Genomic DNA, 20,277 nt, shown 5'->3' on the forward strand with positions numbered 1-20,277 from the left:
GGCGGCTCCTCGTATGCCGGCGCCCTCGGCCTCGACCGCTCCCGTCGGGAGAACGGGCCAGACCTGCGGGCATCGTGTGCTCCCGCGACACGTGCCGGGAGGACCAGCATCCGGCCCCTGCCTGGCCGCTGCCCGCCTGGTGCTCGTTCCCCCGCCGTCGGCCCACCCGCCGATCGGGCCCGGGGAGCCGGGCGGAGCACGGGCGTTCAGGCACCGGCGCTCCCGGCGTTCGCGGGTGTCGGACGCTCGGGTTCGTGGCCCTCGGCCGCCCGCTGGCGGACCGTGCTGTTCGGCGTGTTCGCGGGCGGCGCACCGGGCGGCGCCGTCCTGCCCGTGCGCTCCCCCAGCGCACGCCCACGCCCGCCCTGGCCGGGGCACGGGGAGCTGGCGGGTGTCACCCGAACCAGGGGCCGGCAGCGGTGGGTGGCAGCGCGCACCCGGCCGTGGCGGAGAACGGGCTGATCCGCAGGGCCGCCGCCACTGTCAGGAGCAGGGGTACCACTGCCAACAGGGGAGCACGGCGTCGCATGAGGCCTCCACGAGCTGCGGAAGAACTGCGTTGTCCGATGTGTCCGAACAACGAGGACACCTCACCCTAGGATTTCGTGAGTAATTTTCGCGAGCCTCCAGCGCAACGGAACATGACGGTGAGGTGACCGACGGTGATGCGTGCGCGGATCGGCGATCCGCCGTTCCCGGGTCGGCGGGAACGGCGGATGACGCGTGCCGAGCTGACGGCGTCCGGAGGGGATCCGACCGCTGGGTGGGCGGGGGAGGGGCCAGAACGCCGGGCGAGTGCGGCGGCGGGCATACTCGGGACGAGGAGGTTTGTGGTGCTGCGGGCCGAGAACGGCCCAGCCCCGGCCCCTCCCGGCAACCAGCGTCAGGTGATGCGCTCTCCGACAGCGCTTCCCGCCGCACGGCCCGGGCTGGGGAACGTGCTCCCTGACGAGCAGCGGCACCCGACGACGGCACCTCTGTCGTGATCAACACCCACGCGCCTGACGGGTCCGTGTTCCGTCGTGGTGCCTGACGGCGACCACCTACTACACACGGGTGGTAGTGAGTCGAATACTCTCCGCATTTCGATTACCGCTGCTACTTTTCGATCGGCTTGCCCTTGGGCACGAGTCGACCAGTCGCGACTCGTCCGGGGAGATCAGTGCGGGGGTCCTTGGGATGACGACACCATTCGGAGCTGGCGGCGCCCGCCTGGCACCCGTCGGGGCGGCGGTGACCAACCAGGTCGACCAGCTCAGAACGAGCGTGGCTTCGGGTTCGGTCCACATGGAACAGCGGAGCGCGGAGGCCGCCGCAGCCAGGCTTGACGACATCGCGGACTCAGTGGCTCGAATGCTCCGCGAGCTCGACCTGGTCGCGGACCCACTTCTCGGGGCTGGGCTCGTACACTCCACTCAGGGGCATCGCGTCGTCCTCTCCACTGGGCTGGTGCGGGCCCGGCGCCGGGCTCCGCCGTCGGTCCCTGGTAACGCCGGAGCGTGCCCGTGCTATTCCCCAACGCGGTCGTGGCGGTCGTGGGCGCGCCGGGGGCGGAGCCGAGGTGCTCTGGTCCGCGCGGCGCCGGGAGGGCGGATGGCGCGGGGCGGCGTCAGGGCTCGGCGGGCACCTCGACGCCGCGGGTGCCCCGCTCCCGGGCTGGGGTTCACTTCCCGCGAGGAGACGCCAGGGCCGAACGGGTGACGCGGTCGGCTCGTTCCGGGGTAGCTCCGCGTTCGTGTTGGGGTTCATCAGCGCGTGCAACGTCATCGCCTGGACGTCACGCACGATCCGCTGCATCGGGACGTCCTCGTAGATCGAGGAACCGCCGCTGGCCGAGGCGAGGACGTCGACGGCCTCCTTCGCCAGCCGGCACGTCGCGCCCATGTCGGCCCGCGCGCGAACCCGGTCGAGCAGGTCCCACTCCTGGTCGACGCCACTGGCGTCGACCAGGGACGTGAGCCGGCGAGCGTGGAACTCGGCCTGGTCGACCTTCATCGAGGCCTCGGCGACCTGCAGGTGCGTCAGCGGGGCGTCCCGCTGGCTCTCGTACGCGGTGTAGGTGATCTTGCGGGTGGGCAGCCGCCGGAGGAAGCCCTCCCGAGCCGCCCTCGCCAGACCCACCATCGTGCCGACGGACGACGCGGCGGCGACCGGGAGCAGCGGGTTCCGGTAGATCGCCGTCCCTCGCCAGACCCACCATCGTGCCGACGGACGACGCGGCGGCGACCGGGAGCAGCGGGTTCCGGTAGATCGCCGTGCCCGCGTTGCCCTCCGACGCGGTCCGGCCCTCGAGGACCACCGGCAGCGGGAGCACCCGCTCCTCGGGAACGAACACGTCCTGGGCCACGGTGCTGACACTGCCGGTCCCCTTCAGCCCCGAGGTGTGCCAGTCGTCGACGACCAACAGGTCCGACAGCGGGACGAGCGCGACGACGGGGTAGGGCTCACCGTCCTCGGGGACCAGTACGGCGATGATCTCCTGCCACTGGGCGTGCAGGGCACCGCTGATGAAACCCCACTTGCCGTTGACCCTGATGCCCCCTGCCCATGTCGAGGAATTCGCTGACCCGGCTACCGCAGACGCGACATCTCCTGTTCATGGCGAGAAGTCTAGGCAGGACCAGGAAATGGCACTTCTCTCGAAATGCCTTTTTCGGGGGCCGCCCTCGCGTCGTTCCGAGCACGGCGGAACGGGGGCGGTGACGGCACCGAGGCGAACGGTTCATGGTGCGTTCGGGGGCCGGCTGGGGGAGGCCCGCCCCGGTGGCGCGGCAGGACCTCGGGTCGTCCTCGTGCCCGGTGGTCGCGGGAACGGGCGCGGCGAACACCGGCCCGGGCCGCCGGCGGACCGGTCCTCGATATCCCGAGGGTCGGAACGCCCAGGAGGTCCGGGTCGCCGGTGATCGTTCGGCCCGAACTGGCCACCGAACCCGTGCCCCGGAGGAGGGGACGGACGGGCGCGACGCCCCAGCCCGTCCCCCGTCGGCCGACCGCACCGGACCGGCTTCGGGTGGGCGGTGCCCCCGGGTGGCGCTGCCCCCGCCGAGGTGATCGAGCTCGGCGTCCCGACGACCACGACCGGCCGCCGCCCGGTGTCACCCGCCAGGGACGCGCGACGGGGTCCCCGCGCCAGGGCACGCCCCACGCGGACAGCGGCCCGGGGTGGTCGGCGGACACCGCCGGCGGGAGCCGGAGCCGAGCGGGGGACCGGGTTCCCTCCGCACCCCCGGGGTGCGCCCCCGCGTCGTTCCCACCGGGCCCGTCGGCGCCGTCTGCCCTCCGGCTGGGGGACGGCTCGGCAGCGCCGACCGCCACACCGGGCTACCGGCCGGTGGCGCCGGGGGTGGGGAGGCGGTGCACCGCGGGGGTGTTCTGGTACGCGGCCAGCCGCCACTCCCCGTCCTGCCTCACCACCAGCCAGGAGGCCCGGATCGCCTGGTCGTCGGACACCTCGGACTCACCCTCGGCCAACACCCCGCCCCGGGTGAGGAGCAGCGCGGTGTCCTCGGTGAGGAACCGGAGGTCCACCGGCCTGCCGGTGACCTGGGTGCCCCGGTACTCGTTCGCGTAGGCGTCGACGAGGAAGGACCGGATCTCCTACCTGGGTGCCCCGGTACTCGTTCGCGTAGGCGTCGACGAGGAAGGACCGGATCTCCTCCCGCCCCTTCCGGTAGATGCCCGGCAGGATCATGGTGCCGTCCTCGGTGAACACGTCGGCGAACGCGTCCGCGTCGTGGTAGGCCCAGGCGGCGATGACGCGTTGGGTGAGCGCCGCGACGGCCGCCTGGTCGGCGGCGGAGGCGCGAGGGCTGCTCGAGCTCATGGTCGTCCCTTCGATCCGAGTGGTGGTCAGACGTACTGGGTGTTCGGCTCCAGGCCGCACAGGACCCGGCCGTACAGCTCCGCGTTCGTGTTGGGGTTCATCAGCGCGTGCAACGTCATCGCCTGGACGTCACGCACGATCCGACCCCGCCCGCCGCCACGGCCGGGGTGATCAGCGCCAGGCCGACCGGGGCCAGACCGTAGGAGAACAGGAAGTCCACCGAGGACACCCGGGCCAGCAGCCGGGGTTCGACCTCGCGCTGGATGGCGGTGAACCAGAGGACGTTGAAGAGTTCGATGCCCACCCCGGCGAGGACGTAGGCGACGACCACCGCCACCGGCGGCGCCTCCAGCATCATCGCCAGCGGGGCGAAGCCGTAGAGCCCGAGCCCGAACAGGGAGGCCCACCCGGGAGACCGTGGCCGCCACCTGGCGACGACCACCGCGAAGCCCAACGCGCCCAGCGTGAAGCCGGTGGTGGCCGCGACCAGCACGAACTCACCACCGTAGTGGTCGCGGCTGACCAGCGGCAGGATCACGCCGGTCGCGGAGTAGCCCGTGGCGATCACGGCCGAGAGCGCGGCGAGCCCGGCCAGGAACCACGGGTGCCGACGCGCCTCCCGCAGGCCGTCGAGGAACTCGCCGACGACGGAGGTGGACCGACGCGGTCCAACCGGGGCCGGTGGTGCGGGCGTGCCCCGGGGTGGCAGCAACGCGGCGCCCAACCACAGCAGCGCGGTGCCCAGGATGAGGACGGGCGTGTCCAGGAGGGCCGCCAGGACCGCGGTCAGCCCCGGTGCGGCGAGGGTGGTGCCACGCACCGCCAGGCTCATCGCCGCGTTCGCCCGCTGCCGCCGCTCCTCGACGACGATCTCCGCCGTCAACGCCTGGTACGCGGGCCGGCACGCGCCCTGTCCGCATCCGACGACGGCGGCCGCGATCGCGGTGACCGTGGTCGACCACCCGAGGCCCACCACGACCAGGGGCGTGGCGGCGGTCGCCGCCAACCCGGACCAGAGCACGGTGCCGCGCCGGGAGTGGCGGTCGGCGAGCACGCCTCCGACCGGGACCGCGGCGAGGAAACCGACCGTCCTCGCGGCCAGGACCACGCCGAGCTGCCCGACCCCGAGCGTGCCGTCCACGACGGCGAACCCGAGGAGGAACGGCAGCGCCCAGGTGGCCAGTCCCGACAGGGTCGCGCCGCACCAGAGCCGGAGGAACGCGGGGTCCCGGCGGAGCGGGCGGCCCTGGTCGGGCGGCGGCGTGGGGTGTACGGGCACGGGGGCGACCATCGGTCTGCTCCTCGACTGTTGCGCGGTCGACGTGCGGCGCGGTCGGCCCAGATGGCAGGGGACGTCGTGGTGTCACCGCCCGGCGACAGTCCGGCGCTCGCGGGGACCACCAGCATACTGAAAACGATTGTCGCTACCTGCGGGCGGGTGCTCCCGAGCCACGCCGATGGCGTCACCCGACGGGGCCCCCGGAGCGAGGCCCGGGGCAGGGCCTCGCCCTCCCTCCGCGGCGGCCACCGACCGGCGACAACCGGGGCCACCGACGGAGGCGAGCGGTCAGGACGGGGCGGAGAACGCCGACAATCCGAGAACGGGGTGCGCGCTCCACGGACGAGAGCGAGGATCCCGGGGTGAACCCTCCTCCCGGCCACCGGCCCGGGCACCCCGGAGGGACGAACGCCCCCTCGCGGCCCCGAGCTCAGGAACGGACGCACAACCGGCGCGCGAGCCCGTCCAACATCGCCAGCACCTCGGCACGCGCCTCCACGTCGTCGCCGCCAAGAGCGCGGTCGATGACGTCCTCGATCGGTGCCACCGGGCGGCTCCGACCCCACTCGCGGATGTTGGCCGAGGGCAGGACGAGCGTCCGCCTCCGGTCGGCCGGATCCACGGTGGTCTCCAACACCCCTTCGGCCCGGAACCGCGCCACCGCGCCCGAGACCTGGCTCTGGAGGAACCCGGTGCGCTCGGTGATGTCACCGGGGCGACGACCGGATTCCCGGAGCCCTGACCGGGCGATGGCTGGTCACGGCGGGTGTGGCACGAGGGGTCATCGGTCGGGCCGCCTCTCGGACTCCTTGTGCCCGACCGGGGACACACCAGGCGGGGGAGGGAGTCGTCGTCGGCGCTGGTGGCCACCGTGGGTCGCCACCGTCGACCCGCCCGAGCCGCGTGAGGACGCCCTGATGAGTTGGCGTGCCGAACTCCTCGACCAGCCTCCTGGGACCACAACGTCGGGCCCACGCTGGACGGTGCTTCCGGCATGAACAGGGCGAAGTCGGCGCGTCGTGTGAGGTCGCTGGCGAGGACGGGGTCCCCCACGTGGCGGCGCCACACCGGCGGGCCCTGGCTCTCGCCCCCTGGAGGTCGCTCGCCCTGACCACTGTCCACCGCCGGTCGCTGGCGAAGACGCACCGGTCTGCCCCGTGGGGTCGTGATGCCGCTAGGGAACACACACCAGGCGGCGGAGGGCTACCGGGCGATGGACGAGCGCAGGGCGATCAAGACGCTGCTCACCTTCTGATCCGTGGGAGGTGCCACCGAGCTGGCTCGTCGCGCACGTCGGCGGCGGGCGTCCGACCTGGTCGGCTGACGGACCCCGCTGCCGGTGGGCTCGAACGGGTGGGGATGTCGCCGTCGCGGGCCGCGCTGGTCGTGGTCGGCGGGCCGGCAGCGGGGGATGCCCGGGGTCAAGCGTCCTCCGACGCCCCGCCAGGACGGGGCGGGGCGGGGCGAGTCGCACCGTGCCCGCTCGGCGCCGGTGGGGTGGCGGGCGCGGTCCTCGTCGAGGGGCGGGCCGGATCCCGGTGGAGAGCCGGGGTTCGACGCGCCTCGAACCGCCCCGGTCGTGCGGCGACCTGTCCCCGGCCAGCGCGGGGCCCCGACAGCGTGAGCACCGGCCGGGGCCAGGCCCCGGCCGACCCGTCCACCGCCCACGCGGTCCCGCGTCGCACCGTTCCCACGACGGCCCCGCGCGTCGCGGGCGGGTAGGCGGCCGGCCACGTCGGACACCGGCCCGCTCCGGCCACGGCCGGTCACGCCGGGTGGCGCCGGCGAGCGCGGCGACGGGCAGCGGACCGTGGGAAGCGCGCACGTCGGAAGAGGACACGGTGGGAGCCGCCGACACATCCTGGGTGCGGGCGCCGACGCCACCACCCACGGCCCACGGGCAGCCGTCCCGGCGCCGCGTCTTCCCAGCAGTGTCCGTCGTGGACGAAAGGACGAAGCGGATGATCGGGCTAGCCGACGCGATCGCCGACCTGACGGCTGAGGCGGAGGAGGTCGACCGGCTCGTCGCCGATCTCGAACCGCCCCGGTGGGCGCTGGACACTCCCGCACCGGGATGGACCATCGCCGACCAGGTCGCCCACCTCACCTTCATCTTCCGGCTCGCGGAGACGGCGGCGGCCGAACCCGAGGCGTTCCGGGCGATGGTCTCGGGGGCGGAGGCGGACTTCGAGGGCGCGGTCAACGCCGCGTTACCCGCGTTCCTGGGGCCGCCCGCCGAGATGCTGCGGCACTGGCGCACGCAGCGGGACCGGACGATCACGGCCCTCGCCGCGGTACCGGCCGATTCGGTGGTGCCCTGGCTGGTCCGACCCATTCCCCCGTCCGTGCTGGCCTGCGCGGGCCTGATGGAACTGTTCGGGCACGGCCAGGACATCGCCGACGCGCTGGGCGTCCGCCGGGAGGCCACCGACCGGCTGCGCGGGCTGGTCGGTTTCGCCGTGCTCACCCGCGACTTCGGCTACCAGGCCAGGGGTATCGCACCGCCCACCGAACCCTTCCGCTTCGAGATCAGCGGGCCGTCCGGCGACCTCTGGGCCTTCGGCCCGGAGGACGCCGGGGAACGCGTCACCGGGCCCGCGCGGGACTTCTGCCTGTTGGTCACCCGCCGGCGGCACCACGCGGACCTCGCGGTGCGGGCGTCGGGAGCCGAGGCTCGGCGCTGGGTGGAGATCGCCCAGGCCTACCGGGGCCCCGCCGGTCCTGGCCGGAGGCCGGGGCAGTTCTGAACGGGGGACGTCGTCCGGCCTGGCTCGGTGCGCGTCGGGAACGGCGCCGGGCCGGCTGGACGGCGGCTGAGCGGTGACGGTCCCCACCGGACCGGGCGGCGTGCCCCGTCCCGAGGACGGGCGGTGGCGCATGCGAGGGCGACCGGGGTGCTGGCCGTCGTGGCTTTCGACGCGGGCCGGTCGCGGTGGTCACCGCCCTCGCGGGAGGCCCGGGGCAGCATGGTCACCGCGCAGCGCGTCCCGCTGCTGCTCGGCGGACGCGGCCTGACGCTCGGGCGTCTCGGGTCGCGGTCGCGGCGGGGTGAGGGGCTGGCGAGCCTGGTGGGGTACCCGCGCGGTTGGTGAGCGCCAGCGACGGGGCGGGGTGCTTCGGCGTGTCCGCCGGTGGCGGCCCCGTCGGCACTCGGGTGCGGGCCTCACCGACGCCGCGCCCCAGGGTGGTCCCGCCGGCGGCATGGGGACCACCCTGGGGCCGTGGTCCCGTTCCCGTGCCCGGTCAGTCCCCGGCGCGGGTGTCACCGGCGGGGAGGGCGCGGTAGCCGCCCCCGAAGAAGGTGAGTGCCCGGTCGCCCCGGCCGCGCCGGGCCGTCACCACCTCGCCGAGGAAGACCGTGTGATCTCCGGCGGTGACGGAGGTCGTCAGCTCGCACTCCAACCAGGCCAGTGCTCCGGCCAGCAGCGGCGCCCCGGTTCGGGGCCCGGGTTCGCAGGCGACGGTGTCGAACTGGGCGGCGCCCCTGGGGCGGTTCCGGTCGGCGAAGTAGCGGGCGGTGTCCTCCTGGTCGGCGGCCAGGACCGAGACCGCGAAACCCGAGGCGGCCGTGATCGCGTCGTGCATCGTGGCGCTTCGGCCCACGCAGCACAGGACGAGCGGGGGGCGGAGGGACACCGAACTGACCGCGTTGGCGGTCATCCCGTGGACCCGTTCCCCGGTGACGGTCAGGACGACCACCCCGGTGGCGAACCAGGACATCGTCTCGCGCAGGGCGGAGGGCTCGACGACGCCCCCCGTCCCGCGTCCGTCGTGCCGCCCGGGGGCGGCGGGCGTTTCGGGCCGGTCCCGCCCGGTCACGGTGTCCCTCGCCGAGGCTCGGGAATGGTCGGGCTGCTGCCGCCACCACCGTAGGAGTACGGGGCGAGCGCGCGGCGGAGCTCCTCGGGGACCCTGGCCGGCGCGGTCGCGGAGTTGGGGCCGCGCATGCAGGCGATGCGTTGCCGGCCCCGGGCGACGAGCACCTCACCGGCCGGGTCCACCAGGACGTAGTCGAAGGTGAACTGGATCTGGGTCTGGGTCAGCTCCTCGAGCCGCATGCGGATCGACAGCTCGGAGAACGCGGTGATCTCGGAGAAGAACTCGCAGTCCACGGTGAGCGTGAACAGCTTGAGGTCCTGGCTGAGCTCGTCCAGGACGCCGGGTGCCCGCTCCCGGAGGAACATCTCCCGGCACCGCCCCTGCCAGCGCAGGTAGTTGACGTAGTACACGTTGCCGACGAGGTTGGTCTCCTCGAAGCCGACGACGTGCCGGATCTCGTAGTAGCCGGTCATGTCACCCTCCTTCCACTAGCACGGGACCACCACCGGGGTGGGGCGGCGTCACGGTGGTCACCCAGGTGCGACCCGATGTCGCCGGAGACAGCACCGCCCAGGGTGCCCCGTCCGGGTCCCGGTGAGGTCGCCACGGGCCACCCGGTCTTGCGCCGCACTCCAGCGCGCCCACACCTGTTGTGCCCGCCACGTCGACTCCCCGCCTCACGCGAGCAGGTCCCGCACCTGAGCAGTGCCGCCCAGCAGCCCGGCCCATTCGGCGCGCCGCGCGGCGCGGGTTCCCGTCGCGGCCGCGCCCGCCGCCGGCCCCGCGGCGAAACGGTCAGGCCCGCGCCGTGCGAGGCGGACAGAGGGCGCCCTCGACCTCGGGCCGGCCGTCGGGCCGGTGCGGAAACCACCACCGGCCGTTCCGCGGCCCGGCTCATCACGCCCAGGGCGTTTCTCGCGCCCGCTCGGGCGCGGCGGGCCGTCGGGTCTGGTTCGACGACGACCGCGGCTGCCGCCAGGACCGGGTTCCAGTGAGCGTCCAGGTGGAGCCGACATGGGGCGTCCACGCCCCCCGCGTCCGGCCAGCGTACGGCCCGCAGCAAACAGGCCCTCCCACGCTCGACGATCACCCTCCGGGCGCGCAGTCGAGGTCGTAGGTGTAGCGTCGCCGTCCTGGAGCGCTCGCGGGCTTCCAGGACCACCTACTCGGGAGCTGGTCGACGGGCGCGGCCGGGTAGAGCCGCTCCACTCCCCGGGAGCAGGGTCGCGTCGGGTACGCAGCACTGGAGGGCGTGCATCGCCGCGTCCCGGGTGCCGGGGTCGGCCATCAGCAGCGGGGCTGGGACGAAGTCGCCGAACCAGGCGGTCGAGGCGTCGACGGAGAGCTCGGCCACGACGTGCCGGGCGGCGGCTCGCCGGTAGCGCAGCAGTCGGCGGAACCTGCCCCCCTGGAACAGCAGGTTCCCGTACATCTCGGTGGCGGGGTCGACGGGCACGGCGGTGAGCAGGTGGTCGGTGGGTTCGGTTCCGGGGTCGGGGAGCTCCCGGGTGCGGGGCACGCTCAGCCTGGCCCGGAAGTGGTCGGCGCCGAACCCGGTCTCCTCGCTGCGGAGGACGACGTCGACGGTGCCGTCCTCGACGAGCAGCGCGGCCAGCCGGATGGTGGTGGAGCCGCCGGGGCGCACGACCACGGGGCGGAGGAACTCCACGTCGGTGAGCACCGGTGCGTCGGGCCGTCCGGTGAGGACGGAGGCGACCTGGCTCATCGCCTCCATGCCCATCACGGCGGGGAACAGGAGGTCACCGTCGAGGAGGTGGTCGGCGAGGTAGGGGTCGGCACCCACCGACAGCCGGGCCTCGGTGACCAGTTCGACGCCCTCGTAGTGCACGAGGACGCGTTCGACGAACCGGAGCAGCGGGGGCTCCTGGCGGGGCGTTCCGAGCGTGGGCAGCCCGGCGGTGCGGCCCGCCACCACCAGGGCGGCGGGTCCCTCGGGGTCGGCCAGGATGCCCCGGAGCGCGGCGACGCCCTCCTCGGCTGGGATCGGGGTGATGCCCTCGCGCAGCAGCGACTCGATCACACCGAGGCGTTCTCCCATGCCGGCTCCGGACCAGACCGACCATTCCAGGGCCACCGTCCGCGTGTGGGGGTGGTCCCGGTGGAAGCGGAGGGTCAGCTCGGTCAGCCAGTCGTTGGCGGTCGCGTAGTGCGCCTCGCCGCGCAGGCCGGTGCGGCCGATGATGCTGCCGAAGGTCACCAACAGCCGGAGCCGGTTGGTGTCCACGGAGGACAGCACGGCGCGCAGCCCGTCGATCTTGGGGGCGAGGGTGCGTCGGAAGTGCCCCTCGGTGAGGCCGGTGAGGGCGGTGGGTTCGTTGCGGCCGGCGCCGTGCAGGACGGCGGTCACGGGCCCGAACTCGGCTTCGGCCCGGGCGATCGCCGCGGCGACCTGGTCGGGTCGGGTGACGTCGGCGCGCTCGTACCGGTAGCGGACTCCCTCCACCCCCAGGCGTTCGAGGTTCGCGGCCAGTTCGGGGTCCTCGCCCGGGTCGGAGCGGCCGAGGAGGAGGGCGGCCGCGCCGGTGTCGCGGGTGATCGCCAACGCGCACTCCGCCGTGATCCCCTTGCCGCCGCCGGTGACGACCAGCACGTCGGTGGCGTCCAGTGGTGCGGTCGTGGTCGCGGTGGGGGCGGTGGGGACGCGGGCGGTGAGGACGGGGACGGTGCGCACACCGTGGGCGTCGTAGCGGACCTCGGTGTAGGCGGTCGTCGCGGCGACCTCGCCGACGACGCGGTCCACCGTCCGGGCCAGGTCGTGCGGGTCGTCGGGTTCGACGTCGGGCAGCTCCACGACGGTGGTGGGAGTCCGAGCCTCGAGGTGGACGGTCTTGGCCAGGCCCGACGCTCCCAGGTCGCGCTGCACCACGACGAATCGGGTGCCGGGCGCGGCGGTCGCGGCGGCGCGCCCGGCCGCCAGGATGCGGCCCACCTGGTCCTCGCCGCCCTCGCCGGGGAGGGCCAGCAGGACGCCGTCGCCCAGCCCGGCGGCAGACAGGGCGGCGCGCAGCGGCTCGGCGAGGCGGTGGCCGGGCGGGGCGTGCACCGCCCAGTTCGTGGCGGTGGGAGCGGCGGGTGGGGCGGGCGCCGCCGGTCTCGGTTCAGGGACGTGCCGCAGCGCGAAGGCGCGCACCCAGGGGCCGACGCCGGCGGCTTCCCCCGTCTGGTGGTCGTCGTCGCGGCTGGTGGCCGCCAGGTCGTCGATGAGGTCGGCCAGTTCCCCGAGTCGGACGGTGGCGAAGTTGGGGGTGGCGGCCAGCGGTGGGCGCCGCAGTTCCCGGACGGCCTCGTTCACGATCTGCCCGACCGTGATCGAGCTGAGGTGCAGGTCGTCCAGCGGGTGGGTGGCCGCGTCGATCGTGTCCGGGGGCAGTTCGGCTCGGTCGGCGGCCAGCCGGCGCAGGACCTCCAGGGTGGGGGCGTCCGCCTGGCTGGGGACGTCCGCCGGGGTCGCGGTCGACGCGGTGGTGGTGGGGGCGGGTTCCGGCGCCACGGCTGGTGGGGGCCCGCCCGGTGACGGGCTGGCCGTCGTGCCGACCAGGCCGGTGTCGAGGTCGGGGGCGGTCTCGCAGGGGTTGGCCAGGAACGTCATCGACCCGTCGCGCGGTATCGGCCGGATGACCCGGTCCTCGAACAGGGCGGCCGCGCGCACGTCGACGCCCAGCGCGAAGGCGGCGGCGACCACGGAGAGCAGCGGGGCCAGGGAGGGGCTGTCGGTGTCGACGGCGAGCGCGGGGACCTCGGGGGCGATGTCGCCCAGCAGCCGGGTCAGCACCCGACCCGGGCCGACCTCGACGACCAGGTCCGCGCCCTGGGCGGCGGTGGCGGCCGCGCGGTCGAAGCGGACGGGGTGGGTGATCTGGTCCCGCAGCAGGTCACGCGGGTCGACGTCGCGGTCCAGTTCCTCGCCCGTCACGGAGGAGATGACGCGTCGGTGTGGTGGTGCGAAGTCGACGGTGGCGAGGTGGTCGGTCATGGCCTCGGCAGCGGGCGCGACCAGTGGGGAGTGGAAGGCGTGGGACACGGCGAGGCGGGTGGCGTCGATCCCGGCGGCGCGGGCGGCGTCGCACACCCGGTCCACGGCCGGGGCCGGCCCGGAGATGACGGTCTGCCGGGGACCGTTGTAGCCGGCGATCACCACGTCCCTGGCCTCGGCAGCCGCGTCCGGGTCGGTCGCCTCGTCCGTGGCGAGTCGGATGAGGCGACCGACCTCGGCGGGGCCGGCGGTGAGTCCGGCCATCCCGCCGCCGCCTCGGCTGGCGGCGGCCATCACCCGGCCCCGTGCCGAGGCCAGCGCGCTGACCTGGTGGTCGTCGAGCGCCCCGGCCCAGTGCAGCGCGGTCAGCTCGCCGAGGCTGTGCCCCACGGCGGTGTCGGCGTCGACGCCGAGCGCCCGGAGCACGGTGAGTGCGGCGAGCGAGCCGGCGACGATGCGGGGTTGGGCGTGCTCGGTGGCCGTCGCGTCCAGCTCCCCGGCGTCACCCGTGCGTTCCCGCGCCGTCTCGAACGGGGTCCGGGCGGCGGGGAAGCGGCGGCGCAGCGCTCCGGCGGCCGCCCGGCCCGATCCCTGGCCGGGGAACAGGTACACGATGTGCGGGGTGTCGCCCCGGTCGGCCAGGAACACCCCCTCCGCCGGTGACAGGAAGGGCACCTCGTCCCCGTCCAGCGCGGTGAGCAGGCGTTCCAGCCGACGGGCCGCCTCCTCCGGGGTGCCGGCGACGATCGCGGCCCGGGTTGGCCGGCCGGCGAGTTCGTCGGCCAGGACCGCGGCGAGGTCGGCCAGCTCGGCGTAGGCGAGCCGGTGGACGATCGTCACCAGCTCCGCGACCCGGGACCGCAACGAGGCCCGGTCCTCGGCGTCGAGCAGCAGCAGTTCGGCGTCCTGCCGGGAGGCCACGGCGGAACGGGTGCGGTCGTCGAGGGTGTGGCGTCGGGTGACTCCCGGGGGCTGGTCGACGGCGATGTGGGTGTTGATGCCGCCGAAGCCCATCGCGGAGACCCCGGTGCGGACGGGCTGGTCGACCGGCCAGGGCTCCGCCTGGTCGGGGACGTAGACGGCGGCGTCGGGGGCGCGGAGGCCCGGGTGCGGTGCGTGGTGGCCGGTGGCGGGCGGGATGACCTGGTGGTGCACCGCGAGGACGGCCTTGATGAGACCGGCGACCCCGGCGGCGGCCTTGGTGTGCCCGATGTTGGCCTTGACGCTGCTCAGCGCCGCGGGTCTCGCCTCGGGGGCGGCCTCCCGCCGCGCCGAGGACAGCGCGTCGATCTCGGTGGCGTCGCCCAACGCGGTGCCGGTCCCGTGCCCCTCGAAGTAGGAGACGGTTCCGAGGCCGTAGCCGGCGCGGTCGTAGGCCCGGGTGAGGGCCCGCCGGTGTCCGGTGGCCTCGGGGCGGGTGATGCCGCCCCGCCCGTCGGAGGAGATCCCCCACCCGGCGAGGGTGGCGTAGATCCGCCGGCCCTCGGCCAGCGCGTCGGCCTCCCGCATGAGGACGAGGAGACCGCAGCCCTCCCCCGGCCAGAACCCGTTGGAGTCGCGGTCGTAGACCTTCATCTCCGAGGTGGCCAGCGCCCCGGTCTTGGCGAATCCGATCACCTCGAACGGGTCGATGGACAGGTCGACGCCGCCGGCGAGGGCCACGTCGAGGTCGCCCTCGGCCAGTGCGGTGGCGGCGGTGGCCACCGACAGCAGGGAGGACGAACAGGCGCCGTCGACGGTGTAGCCGCCGCCGCCGAGGTCGAAGTGGTTGCAGATCCGGCCGGCGATGGTGTTGGAGAGGCCGCCGGCGAGGGAGTCCTCGTCGACCGGGGGGAAGGGGGCCTTGTACCGGGGTTCGAGGTCGAGCAGGAACCGGGAGATCTCCTGGTCGTCCCAGCCCCGGTCGGTGAGGGCGGCGGCGAGGGTGCGCCGGACGTAGGGCCAGCGCAGCCGCATCATGCCGGCGCGGGTGAACTCCCCGGTGAGGCTGTTGCCGATCACCACCCCGGTGGTGGCGGAGGGCAGTCCGGCGCCGTCGGGGTATCCGGCGTCACGGAGGGCGTGGGTGGCGACGTCCAGCGCCAACCAGTGGGTGAGGTCGGTGACCCGGTAGGTGCTGCCGGCGACCTTGTGGGCGACCCGGTCGAACTCGAAGTCGCGGAGGACCGCGGCCTTGGTGGCGTAGAAGCGGTCCGGTGCCGCCGGGTCCGGTGACCAGTAGTCCGCGCGGTTCATGCGTTCGTCCGGCAGCGGGCGGAAGGCCCGCCGGCCGGCGAGTACGTTCGCCCACAGGTCGTCCGGGGATTCGGCGTCCGGGTAGCGGAGGCCTATTCCGACGACTGCGATTCGCGCGCTGTTCATACACCCCACCGTCTCTGGATTCTCGGGCGACGGACTTCTCGCCGTGGTGGCGGGTCCGCCGTCGACCGCCGCCGGGCCGGTTCCGCGTGCCCGTGCACCCGACGTGCTCGCGCTGTCTCGCTCGTTGGAAATGGACAGCGGTGGTCATCCGGTTCGGGGCGGTGGTATTCGCACCCGTTCCGAGCCGATCGTCCGTCACGACCGTGTTCGGTGTCTTCTCTGACGGTGCGCGGTGTTCCTCGGTGGTTTCGGTCGCGGGTCGTCCGCCGGTTTTCCTCGGCCGCGGGGAACGCGGAATCGGGGGTGCTGGCGGAATGGTGCGCGGGGTGTGGCGGTTCCGGGGTGGCGGTTCCGGGGTGGCGGGATCGCGGAGCCGGTGCGGCGGGTGGGGCGCAGGTTGGGAGAGGACACGGGCGGGGCGCGAGGTGCAGGCTGGTCGGGGTCGGCGGAGCGGGGCCAGCGGCCCGGCGTCGCTCCGCCGCCGGGTGCCCCACGCGGCGGGTGGGGCGTGTCCGCCCGCCCGTTGTCCACCGTCCACCGTCCACCGTCCACCGTCGAGTCCGACCGCGCGGCGTCGCGTCGCCGGGTCCGCTAGGGGGTTGTCACGATGCCGACGTTCCTGGGCTCACTTCGTCGCCTGGTACTGGCGCCGTCGCTGGCCGATGTCTCCTTCGACGGCCGGGGTTTCCCCGGTCCACGCACGCCGGACACCCCCGCTCTGGAGGCGATCCCCCAGGCGGTGGTGTGCGGGTTCGAGTGGGGGATCGACGCGCGCGGCGTGGGGGAGGTGGAACGTCGTCTGCGGCTGGTGGAGCCGGCGATGCGCGGGTTCGCGGTGGAGGGCGCCACGATGGCGTTCACCGTGCTGGACGCGATGAGCGGTGGTGTCCGCACCCGGGACCTGTTGCGCGGTGAGGGGGCGCCGCACCTGTTCCTCGCCTACATCGGCATCGGGTTCGCGATGGCCCGCCTGCCGCGCGTCCTGTGGCGGCGGGTGCTCCCGGACCTGGCGGGCACCTCCCCGTACCACCCCACGATGAGCTGGTTGGCCGTCGACGGGTACGGCTTCGACCTGGCCTACTTCCGGACCCGCCACTGGGTGGGGGGTCAACGGGTGCCCGCCGCCTACGCATGGCAGGGCGACTCCGGGTACTTCCCCCGGGCCGCCGACCAGGGTGTCGGTCGGGCGTTGTGGTTCGTCCACGGTGCCCGGGTCGACGATGTCGCGGACGCGGTGGAGCGGTTCCCCGAGCGGCGGCGCGGCGACCTGTGGTCGGGCGTCGGCCTGGCGGCGGCCTTCGCGGGCGGGGGGACGGCGGAGGCGACCTCGGCGTTGCGGCGCCGTGCGGGCGCGTACCGCGCCGAGCTGGGACTGGGCGCGGTGTTCGCGGCGTCGGCGCGGAACCTCGCCGACCACGTGCCCGAGCACACCGCCCGGGTCGTCGAGGGCCTGGCGGGGTTGACGGTTCCCGAGGCGGTGCGCTTGGCGGAGTCGACGGCGACCCACACCTCGGACGGGGACGTGCCGCCGTACGAGGTGTGGCGGGGGCGGATCCGGCACGCGCTGGGCGGTTCGTGAGCCCTCCGGCGTCGGTCCGCCGCGTCGACCGGGGTGGGGTGGGGTGCCGGGGAGTGGGCGGGCGAGGGTTGCCCACCGCCCGGCGTCTCCCGCCTTTCCGGGGCGGGGAATATCGGTTGCTCCTGCCAGCGCGGCGCTGGTAGCGTCGAATTCACGTGCCGCGAAGGGAGTTTCACGGCGGTGGCCTCCTGAGCTGGCAGCGTCGAGACCTGTCGTCGTTTCCTGACCCACCGCCTCCACGGAGGCGAACCACCGTGCCACGCGTCGAATTCCCTTCGGACACCACCTGCCCGGTTTCCGGCGGCCCTGGGATCGGTCGCGCGTCGAATTCCGGTGGGAGCACCACCGGCCGCGCGGTGGGCGGCATTGACCAAGCGGTGTGGCAGGCGATCGATCGCATCCTGGACAACGTGGGCGAGATGGTGACCGTCGAGGACCTGGCCCGCGCCGCCAGGTACAGCAAGTTCCATTTCTCGCGCGCTTTCCAACGGGTCACCGGGATCTCGCCGGGCCGTTTTCTCGCCGCGGTCCGAATCCAGGAGGCGAAACGACTTCTGGGCACGACGTCGTTGTCGGTCGCCGAGATCAGCCACCGCGTCGGCTATGCCAGTGTGGGAGCTTTCGGGTCGAGGTTCGCCAGCACGGTCGGGGTGTCCCCCACGACCTTCCGGCGGATGGTGGGCCGGGTGTCCCACCGCACGGGCGCTGGCGTGTCCCGCGCGGTGGCGTCCGCTGCCCCGCCCCGGGTCGGGCCACGCGTGGAGCGTCGGCGGGCCGAGGAGCGGGTGGGCCGGGAGGGCCGGCGGTCCCGGGGGAAGGATCTGTCGATCCCGCGACCGGGGTCGTGAGGGGCGCGGGTGGCTGGCGCACCCGGCCGGGCGGCGCGGCGCCGGCCCGCCCGGTTCGGGCGGTGGCCCGAGGTGGCGCGACTGGCGGCGGGTCCCGGCCCGGCCGAGGACGCCCCGGCCGGGCCTGGCCGGGGCGTTGGGGTCACTCGGCTCGGTGCACCGTCATCGCCAGGCCACCGCGCACCCGCAACGACAGCATCGGTTCGGGGACGACCGCCCGTCCCGGGACCCCGGTGAGCCGCAGCTCCCGCATGAGCACGGCGAGGACGAAGACCGCCTCGAGCATGCCGAGGTTGCTGCCCACGCAGAAGCGGGGTCCCGCGCCGAAGGGCAGGTAGGCGTACCGCGGGCGGCCCTCCAGCTGGTCGGGGGCGAACCGTTCCGGGTCGAAGCGGTCCGGGTCCGGCCACCACGCGGGGTGCCGGTGCAGGGTGTACGGGCAGATGAGCACGTCGGCCCCCGCGGGCACGTGGTATCCCCCGACCTCGTCGTCCTCCTGGGCGATCCGGGGCAGGATCCACACCGGCGGGTAGAGGCGCATGGCCTCCTTGACGACCATCTGGGTGTAGGTGAGGCGGGTCAGGTCCTCGTGCCGGGGTGCCCGGTCGCCGAGCACCGCCCGGGCCTCCGCCCGCAGCCGCTCCGCGACCGGGGGGTGCCGGTCGATCAGGTGCAGGCTCCAGCCCAGCGTGCTCGCGGTCGTCTCGTGGCCGGCCAACAGCAGGGTGACGAGTTCGTCCCGCATCCGGGTCGCGCCGACCCGGGGATCGGGTTCGCGCCGGGTCGACTCGATGAGCCGGCTCAGGACGTCGTCGTCGGGGACCCCCTGGCGTCGGGGGCCTCGGGCGTCGCGGTCGGCGACCAGGCGGTCGACGATCCGCCGCAGCTCGGCGCGGGCGCGCCGGAACCGCTGTTGCCTGGGCAGCGGCGCCCACGTCGGCACGGTGCCCATCGTGACCATCTCGAACATCGCCTGGTCCTGGACGGCTTCGAAGGCGTGTCCCACCGTGTCGAAGGCGTTGAGGTCGACGTCGAGCAGGGTGCGACCGAGCACCCCGAGGGTCATGGTGTTCAGCTCGGCGACGAGGTCCACCGCCGGGCCGCCGACGCGGGCGCGGAGCCGGTCGACGAGGGTGGTGGCCTCCTCGGCCACCACCGGTGCCAGCCCGGTGATGCGGCGTTGCTGGAAGACGGGTTGGATCGTCCTGCGCTGGGTGCGCCACAGCTCGCCCTCGCTGGTGAGCAGGCCGTCACCCAGGGCGCGGCGGGCCTGCACGAGACCGATGCCCTTGTGGTAGTTGCCGGCGTTGTCGGCCAGGACGTGCTTGGCGTGGTCGGGGTGGTTGAAGAAGTACAGGGCCTTGGGGCCGATCGCCAGGCGGGAGGCGTCCCCGAAGCGGGCCGCCGCCGTGGACATCAGTCCGAGGCGGTCGGCGGCCAGCTTCCGGAGCATCGAGGGCGTCTCCCACCGGGACGGCCCGGGCGGCGTGCGCCGCCCGTGGTCGGTGGTCATCCTCGGCGCACCTCACTCGCCGTCCCGGGCGGCCCGTCGGCGCTGGGGGCCGCGCCCTCGGTGGAGGGCCCGGTGCCCTCCTGGCGCTCGGCGGGGGCGGGTGCCGCGCCCCCCGCGGGTTCGGCGGGTGTCGCCGCCCGGCGGGACGCCTCGAACTGGGCGCGGGACCGTTCGCTGTGGTGCAGGCCCCACAGGAAGGCCCCGCGCACCAGGCACACGATGGCGGTGGCGAAGAAGATCCCGTAGGCGATGTGCATGGCGGTCAGGACGCCGTAGGCCGCGGCGACGCCACCGCCGAAGGCGACCTGCGCCCAGGGCCGCGACGGGGTCGTGCCCGGGTCGGTGATCATGTAGTTGGTGAACAGGATGAACGCGACGCCGGTCATCGTCGCGAGCCCGCCGGGGATCGAGGTGCCCTCCAGCAGGCCCCGGATCACGGCCTGGAGCGCGAACCCGCCGACCCAGCCGGCGATCAACCACATCCGCCCGGTCAGCTTCGCGTTGATCATGGTCCCGCCGAGGACGATCAACGCGGGGATGAGCCAGTCCACCCATCCGGTGACGTGTTCGGTGAAGTGGTAGGGCGGCGCGATGCTGGCCCAGGGGAACAGCAGCAGGATCACGGTGATCCCGAAGTTGGACGGGTTCATGTAGTGGCGGAGCCTGCCCCGGACCGGCGCCCGCAACACCCACTTGGTGCCCACGGCGACCAGGACGCCGAACATCATCACGAAGACCTGGTCGTTGACGTAGATGAGCATGTTCAGGGCCAGGCTGGTGATGTGCGCCGGGTAGAGGAACTCCACCACGCCCCGGACCCCGCCGCCGAGGTACCGGGGTGCCCGGCCCTCGGAGTGCGCGGCGATGCGTTCCAGCACGAGTTCCACGGTGTAGCCGGTGGCCAGCGCGATGAACGGCCACAGCCAGGGTTGTTCGAAACCGAGCACGGTGTAGCCGAGGATGTTGAAGACCGTGATCGAGATGGCGAACCGGCGCAGCGCCGTGGTGACCTTGTTGTCGTGACGCGGCGGGGCCGCTGTCGTCGTCTTCTCCGCCATGTC

Annotated in this window: 15 protein-coding genes; 4 read left to right on the forward strand and 11 right to left on the reverse strand. The window is 74.2% G+C overall.

Going from position 1 to position 20,277, the window contains the following annotated elements; translation table 11 throughout:
- Positions 1-394: 394 nt before the first annotated feature.
- From C1701_RS28015 to C1701_RS26285, 6 genes are all read right to left on the reverse strand, one after another.
- Positions 395-529 carry a hypothetical protein gene (locus C1701_RS28015; protein WP_337662006.1) on the reverse strand — a complete coding sequence of 45 codons (135 nt, stop codon included), beginning with the start codon at positions 527-529 and terminating at the stop codon, positions 395-397.
- Between the two features lie 812 nt (positions 530-1,341).
- Complete coding sequence (locus tag C1701_RS26265) at positions 1,342-2,124, reverse strand: hypothetical protein (RefSeq protein WP_337662007.1); 783 nt, start codon at positions 2,122-2,124, stop codon at positions 1,342-1,344.
- A 1,197-nt stretch (positions 2,125-3,321) separates the two neighbouring features.
- Positions 3,322-3,450, reverse strand: coding sequence for a hypothetical protein (locus C1701_RS28285; protein ID WP_443098138.1), 129 nt, complete (start codon positions 3,448-3,450; stop codon positions 3,322-3,324).
- A gap of 7 nt (positions 3,451-3,457) precedes the next feature.
- Complete coding sequence (locus tag C1701_RS28290) at positions 3,458-3,823, reverse strand: SgcJ/EcaC family oxidoreductase (RefSeq protein ID WP_443098139.1); 366 nt, start codon at positions 3,821-3,823, stop codon at positions 3,458-3,460.
- A 115-nt stretch (positions 3,824-3,938) separates the two neighbouring features.
- A complete protein-coding gene (locus C1701_RS26280; RefSeq protein WP_337662008.1) occupies positions 3,939-5,114 on the reverse strand; it encodes an MFS transporter in 1,176 nt (391 codons plus the stop codon).
- 418 nt (positions 5,115-5,532) lie between these two features.
- Complete coding sequence (locus C1701_RS26285; RefSeq protein WP_337662321.1) at positions 5,533-5,853, reverse strand: MarR family transcriptional regulator; 321 nt, start codon at positions 5,851-5,853, stop codon at positions 5,533-5,535.
- A gap of 1,210 nt (positions 5,854-7,063) precedes the next feature.
- Here C1701_RS26285 and C1701_RS26295 point away from each other — a divergent pair.
- Both C1701_RS26295 and C1701_RS26300 read left to right on the forward strand, forming a co-directional pair.
- Positions 7,064-7,849 (forward strand): TIGR03084 family metal-binding protein, encoded by a 786-nt coding sequence (locus C1701_RS26295; RefSeq protein WP_026420258.1) that lies wholly within the window; start codon positions 7,064-7,066, stop codon positions 7,847-7,849.
- Between the two features lie 123 nt (positions 7,850-7,972).
- Positions 7,973-8,194 (forward strand): hypothetical protein, encoded by a 222-nt coding sequence (locus C1701_RS26300; protein WP_103056863.1) that lies wholly within the window; start codon positions 7,973-7,975, stop codon positions 8,192-8,194.
- Positions 8,195-8,345: 151 nt separating this feature from the next.
- On the opposite strand, the gene C1701_RS26305 is transcribed toward C1701_RS26300, so the two are convergent.
- From C1701_RS26305 to C1701_RS26315, 3 genes are all read right to left on the reverse strand, one after another.
- Complete coding sequence (locus C1701_RS26305; protein ID WP_081715685.1) at positions 8,346-8,822, reverse strand: flavin reductase family protein; 477 nt, start codon at positions 8,820-8,822, stop codon at positions 8,346-8,348.
- Positions 8,823-8,917: 95 nt separating this feature from the next.
- Complete coding sequence (locus C1701_RS26310) at positions 8,918-9,394, reverse strand: acyl-CoA thioesterase (RefSeq protein ID WP_103056864.1); 477 nt, start codon at positions 9,392-9,394, stop codon at positions 8,918-8,920.
- A gap of 689 nt (positions 9,395-10,083) precedes the next feature.
- A complete protein-coding gene (locus tag C1701_RS26315; RefSeq protein WP_337662009.1) occupies positions 10,084-15,276 on the reverse strand; it encodes a type I polyketide synthase in 5,193 nt (1,730 codons plus the stop codon).
- A gap of 607 nt (positions 15,277-15,883) precedes the next feature.
- On the opposite strand from C1701_RS26315, the gene C1701_RS26320 reads away from it, so the two are divergent.
- Together C1701_RS26320 and C1701_RS26325 are read left to right on the forward strand one after the other, a co-directional pair.
- Complete coding sequence (locus C1701_RS26320) at positions 15,884-16,855, forward strand: DUF1702 family protein (protein ID WP_026420255.1); 972 nt, start codon at positions 15,884-15,886, stop codon at positions 16,853-16,855.
- Between the two features lie 356 nt (positions 16,856-17,211).
- The gene (locus C1701_RS26325) at positions 17,212-17,703 is read left to right on the forward strand and encodes a helix-turn-helix transcriptional regulator (RefSeq protein ID WP_308208831.1); all 492 of its coding nucleotides are present in this window, start codon (positions 17,212-17,214) and stop codon (positions 17,701-17,703) included.
- 142 nt (positions 17,704-17,845) lie between these two features.
- Here C1701_RS26325 and C1701_RS26330 read toward each other — a convergent pair whose 3' ends face one another.
- Positions 17,846-19,216, reverse strand: coding sequence for a cytochrome P450 (locus C1701_RS26330; RefSeq protein WP_026420254.1), 1,371 nt, complete (start codon positions 19,214-19,216; stop codon positions 17,846-17,848).
- The gene (locus C1701_RS26335) at positions 19,213-20,274 is read right to left on the reverse strand and encodes an enediyne biosynthesis protein (protein WP_211237598.1); all 1,062 of its coding nucleotides are present in this window, start codon (positions 20,272-20,274) and stop codon (positions 19,213-19,215) included. Before C1701_RS26335 ends, C1701_RS26330 begins: the two co-directional genes overlap by 4 nt.
- Positions 20,275-20,277: the final 3 nt, after the last annotated feature.

It is taken from the genome of Actinoalloteichus sp. AHMU CJ021, assembly GCF_002895405.1.
Taxonomy (GTDB): domain Bacteria; phylum Actinomycetota; class Actinomycetes; order Mycobacteriales; family Pseudonocardiaceae; genus Actinoalloteichus_B; species Actinoalloteichus_B caeruleus.

What these genes read in the sequence shown, in the direction of transcription:
- C1701_RS28015 (WP_337662006.1), bottom strand. Translation starts at nt 529, where the DNA reads ATGCGACGCCGTGCTCCCCTGTTGGCAGTGGTACCCCTGCTCCTGACA.
- C1701_RS26280 (WP_337662008.1), bottom strand. Translation starts at nt 5,114, where the DNA reads ATGGTCGCCCCCGTGCCCGTACACCCCACGCCGCCGCCCGACCAGGGC.
- C1701_RS26320 (WP_026420255.1), top strand. Translation starts at nt 15,884, where the DNA reads ATGCCGACGTTCCTGGGCTCACTTCGTCGCCTGGTACTGGCGCCGTCG.
- C1701_RS28290 (WP_443098139.1), bottom strand. Translation starts at nt 3,823, where the DNA reads ATGAGCTCGAGCAGCCCTCGCGCCTCCGCCGCCGACCAGGCGGCCGTC.
- C1701_RS26305 (WP_081715685.1), bottom strand. Translation starts at nt 8,822, where the DNA reads ATGTCCTGGTTCGCCACCGGGGTGGTCGTCCTGACCGTCACCGGGGAA.
- C1701_RS26310 (WP_103056864.1), bottom strand. Translation starts at nt 9,394, where the DNA reads ATGACCGGCTACTACGAGATCCGGCACGTCGTCGGCTTCGAGGAGACC.
- C1701_RS26315 (WP_337662009.1), bottom strand. Translation starts at nt 15,276, where the DNA reads ATGAACAGCGCGCGAATCGCAGTCGTCGGAATAGGCCTCCGCTACCCG.
- C1701_RS26335 (WP_211237598.1), bottom strand. Translation starts at nt 20,274, where the DNA reads ATGGCGGAGAAGACGACGACAGCGGCCCCGCCGCGTCACGACAACAAG.
- C1701_RS26265 (WP_337662007.1), bottom strand. Translation starts at nt 2,124, where the DNA reads ATGGTGGGTCTGGCGAGGGCGGCTCGGGAGGGCTTCCTCCGGCGGCTG.
- C1701_RS26330 (WP_026420254.1), bottom strand. Translation starts at nt 19,216, where the DNA reads ATGACCACCGACCACGGGCGGCGCACGCCGCCCGGGCCGTCCCGGTGG.
- C1701_RS26295 (WP_026420258.1), top strand. Translation starts at nt 7,064, where the DNA reads ATGATCGGGCTAGCCGACGCGATCGCCGACCTGACGGCTGAGGCGGAG.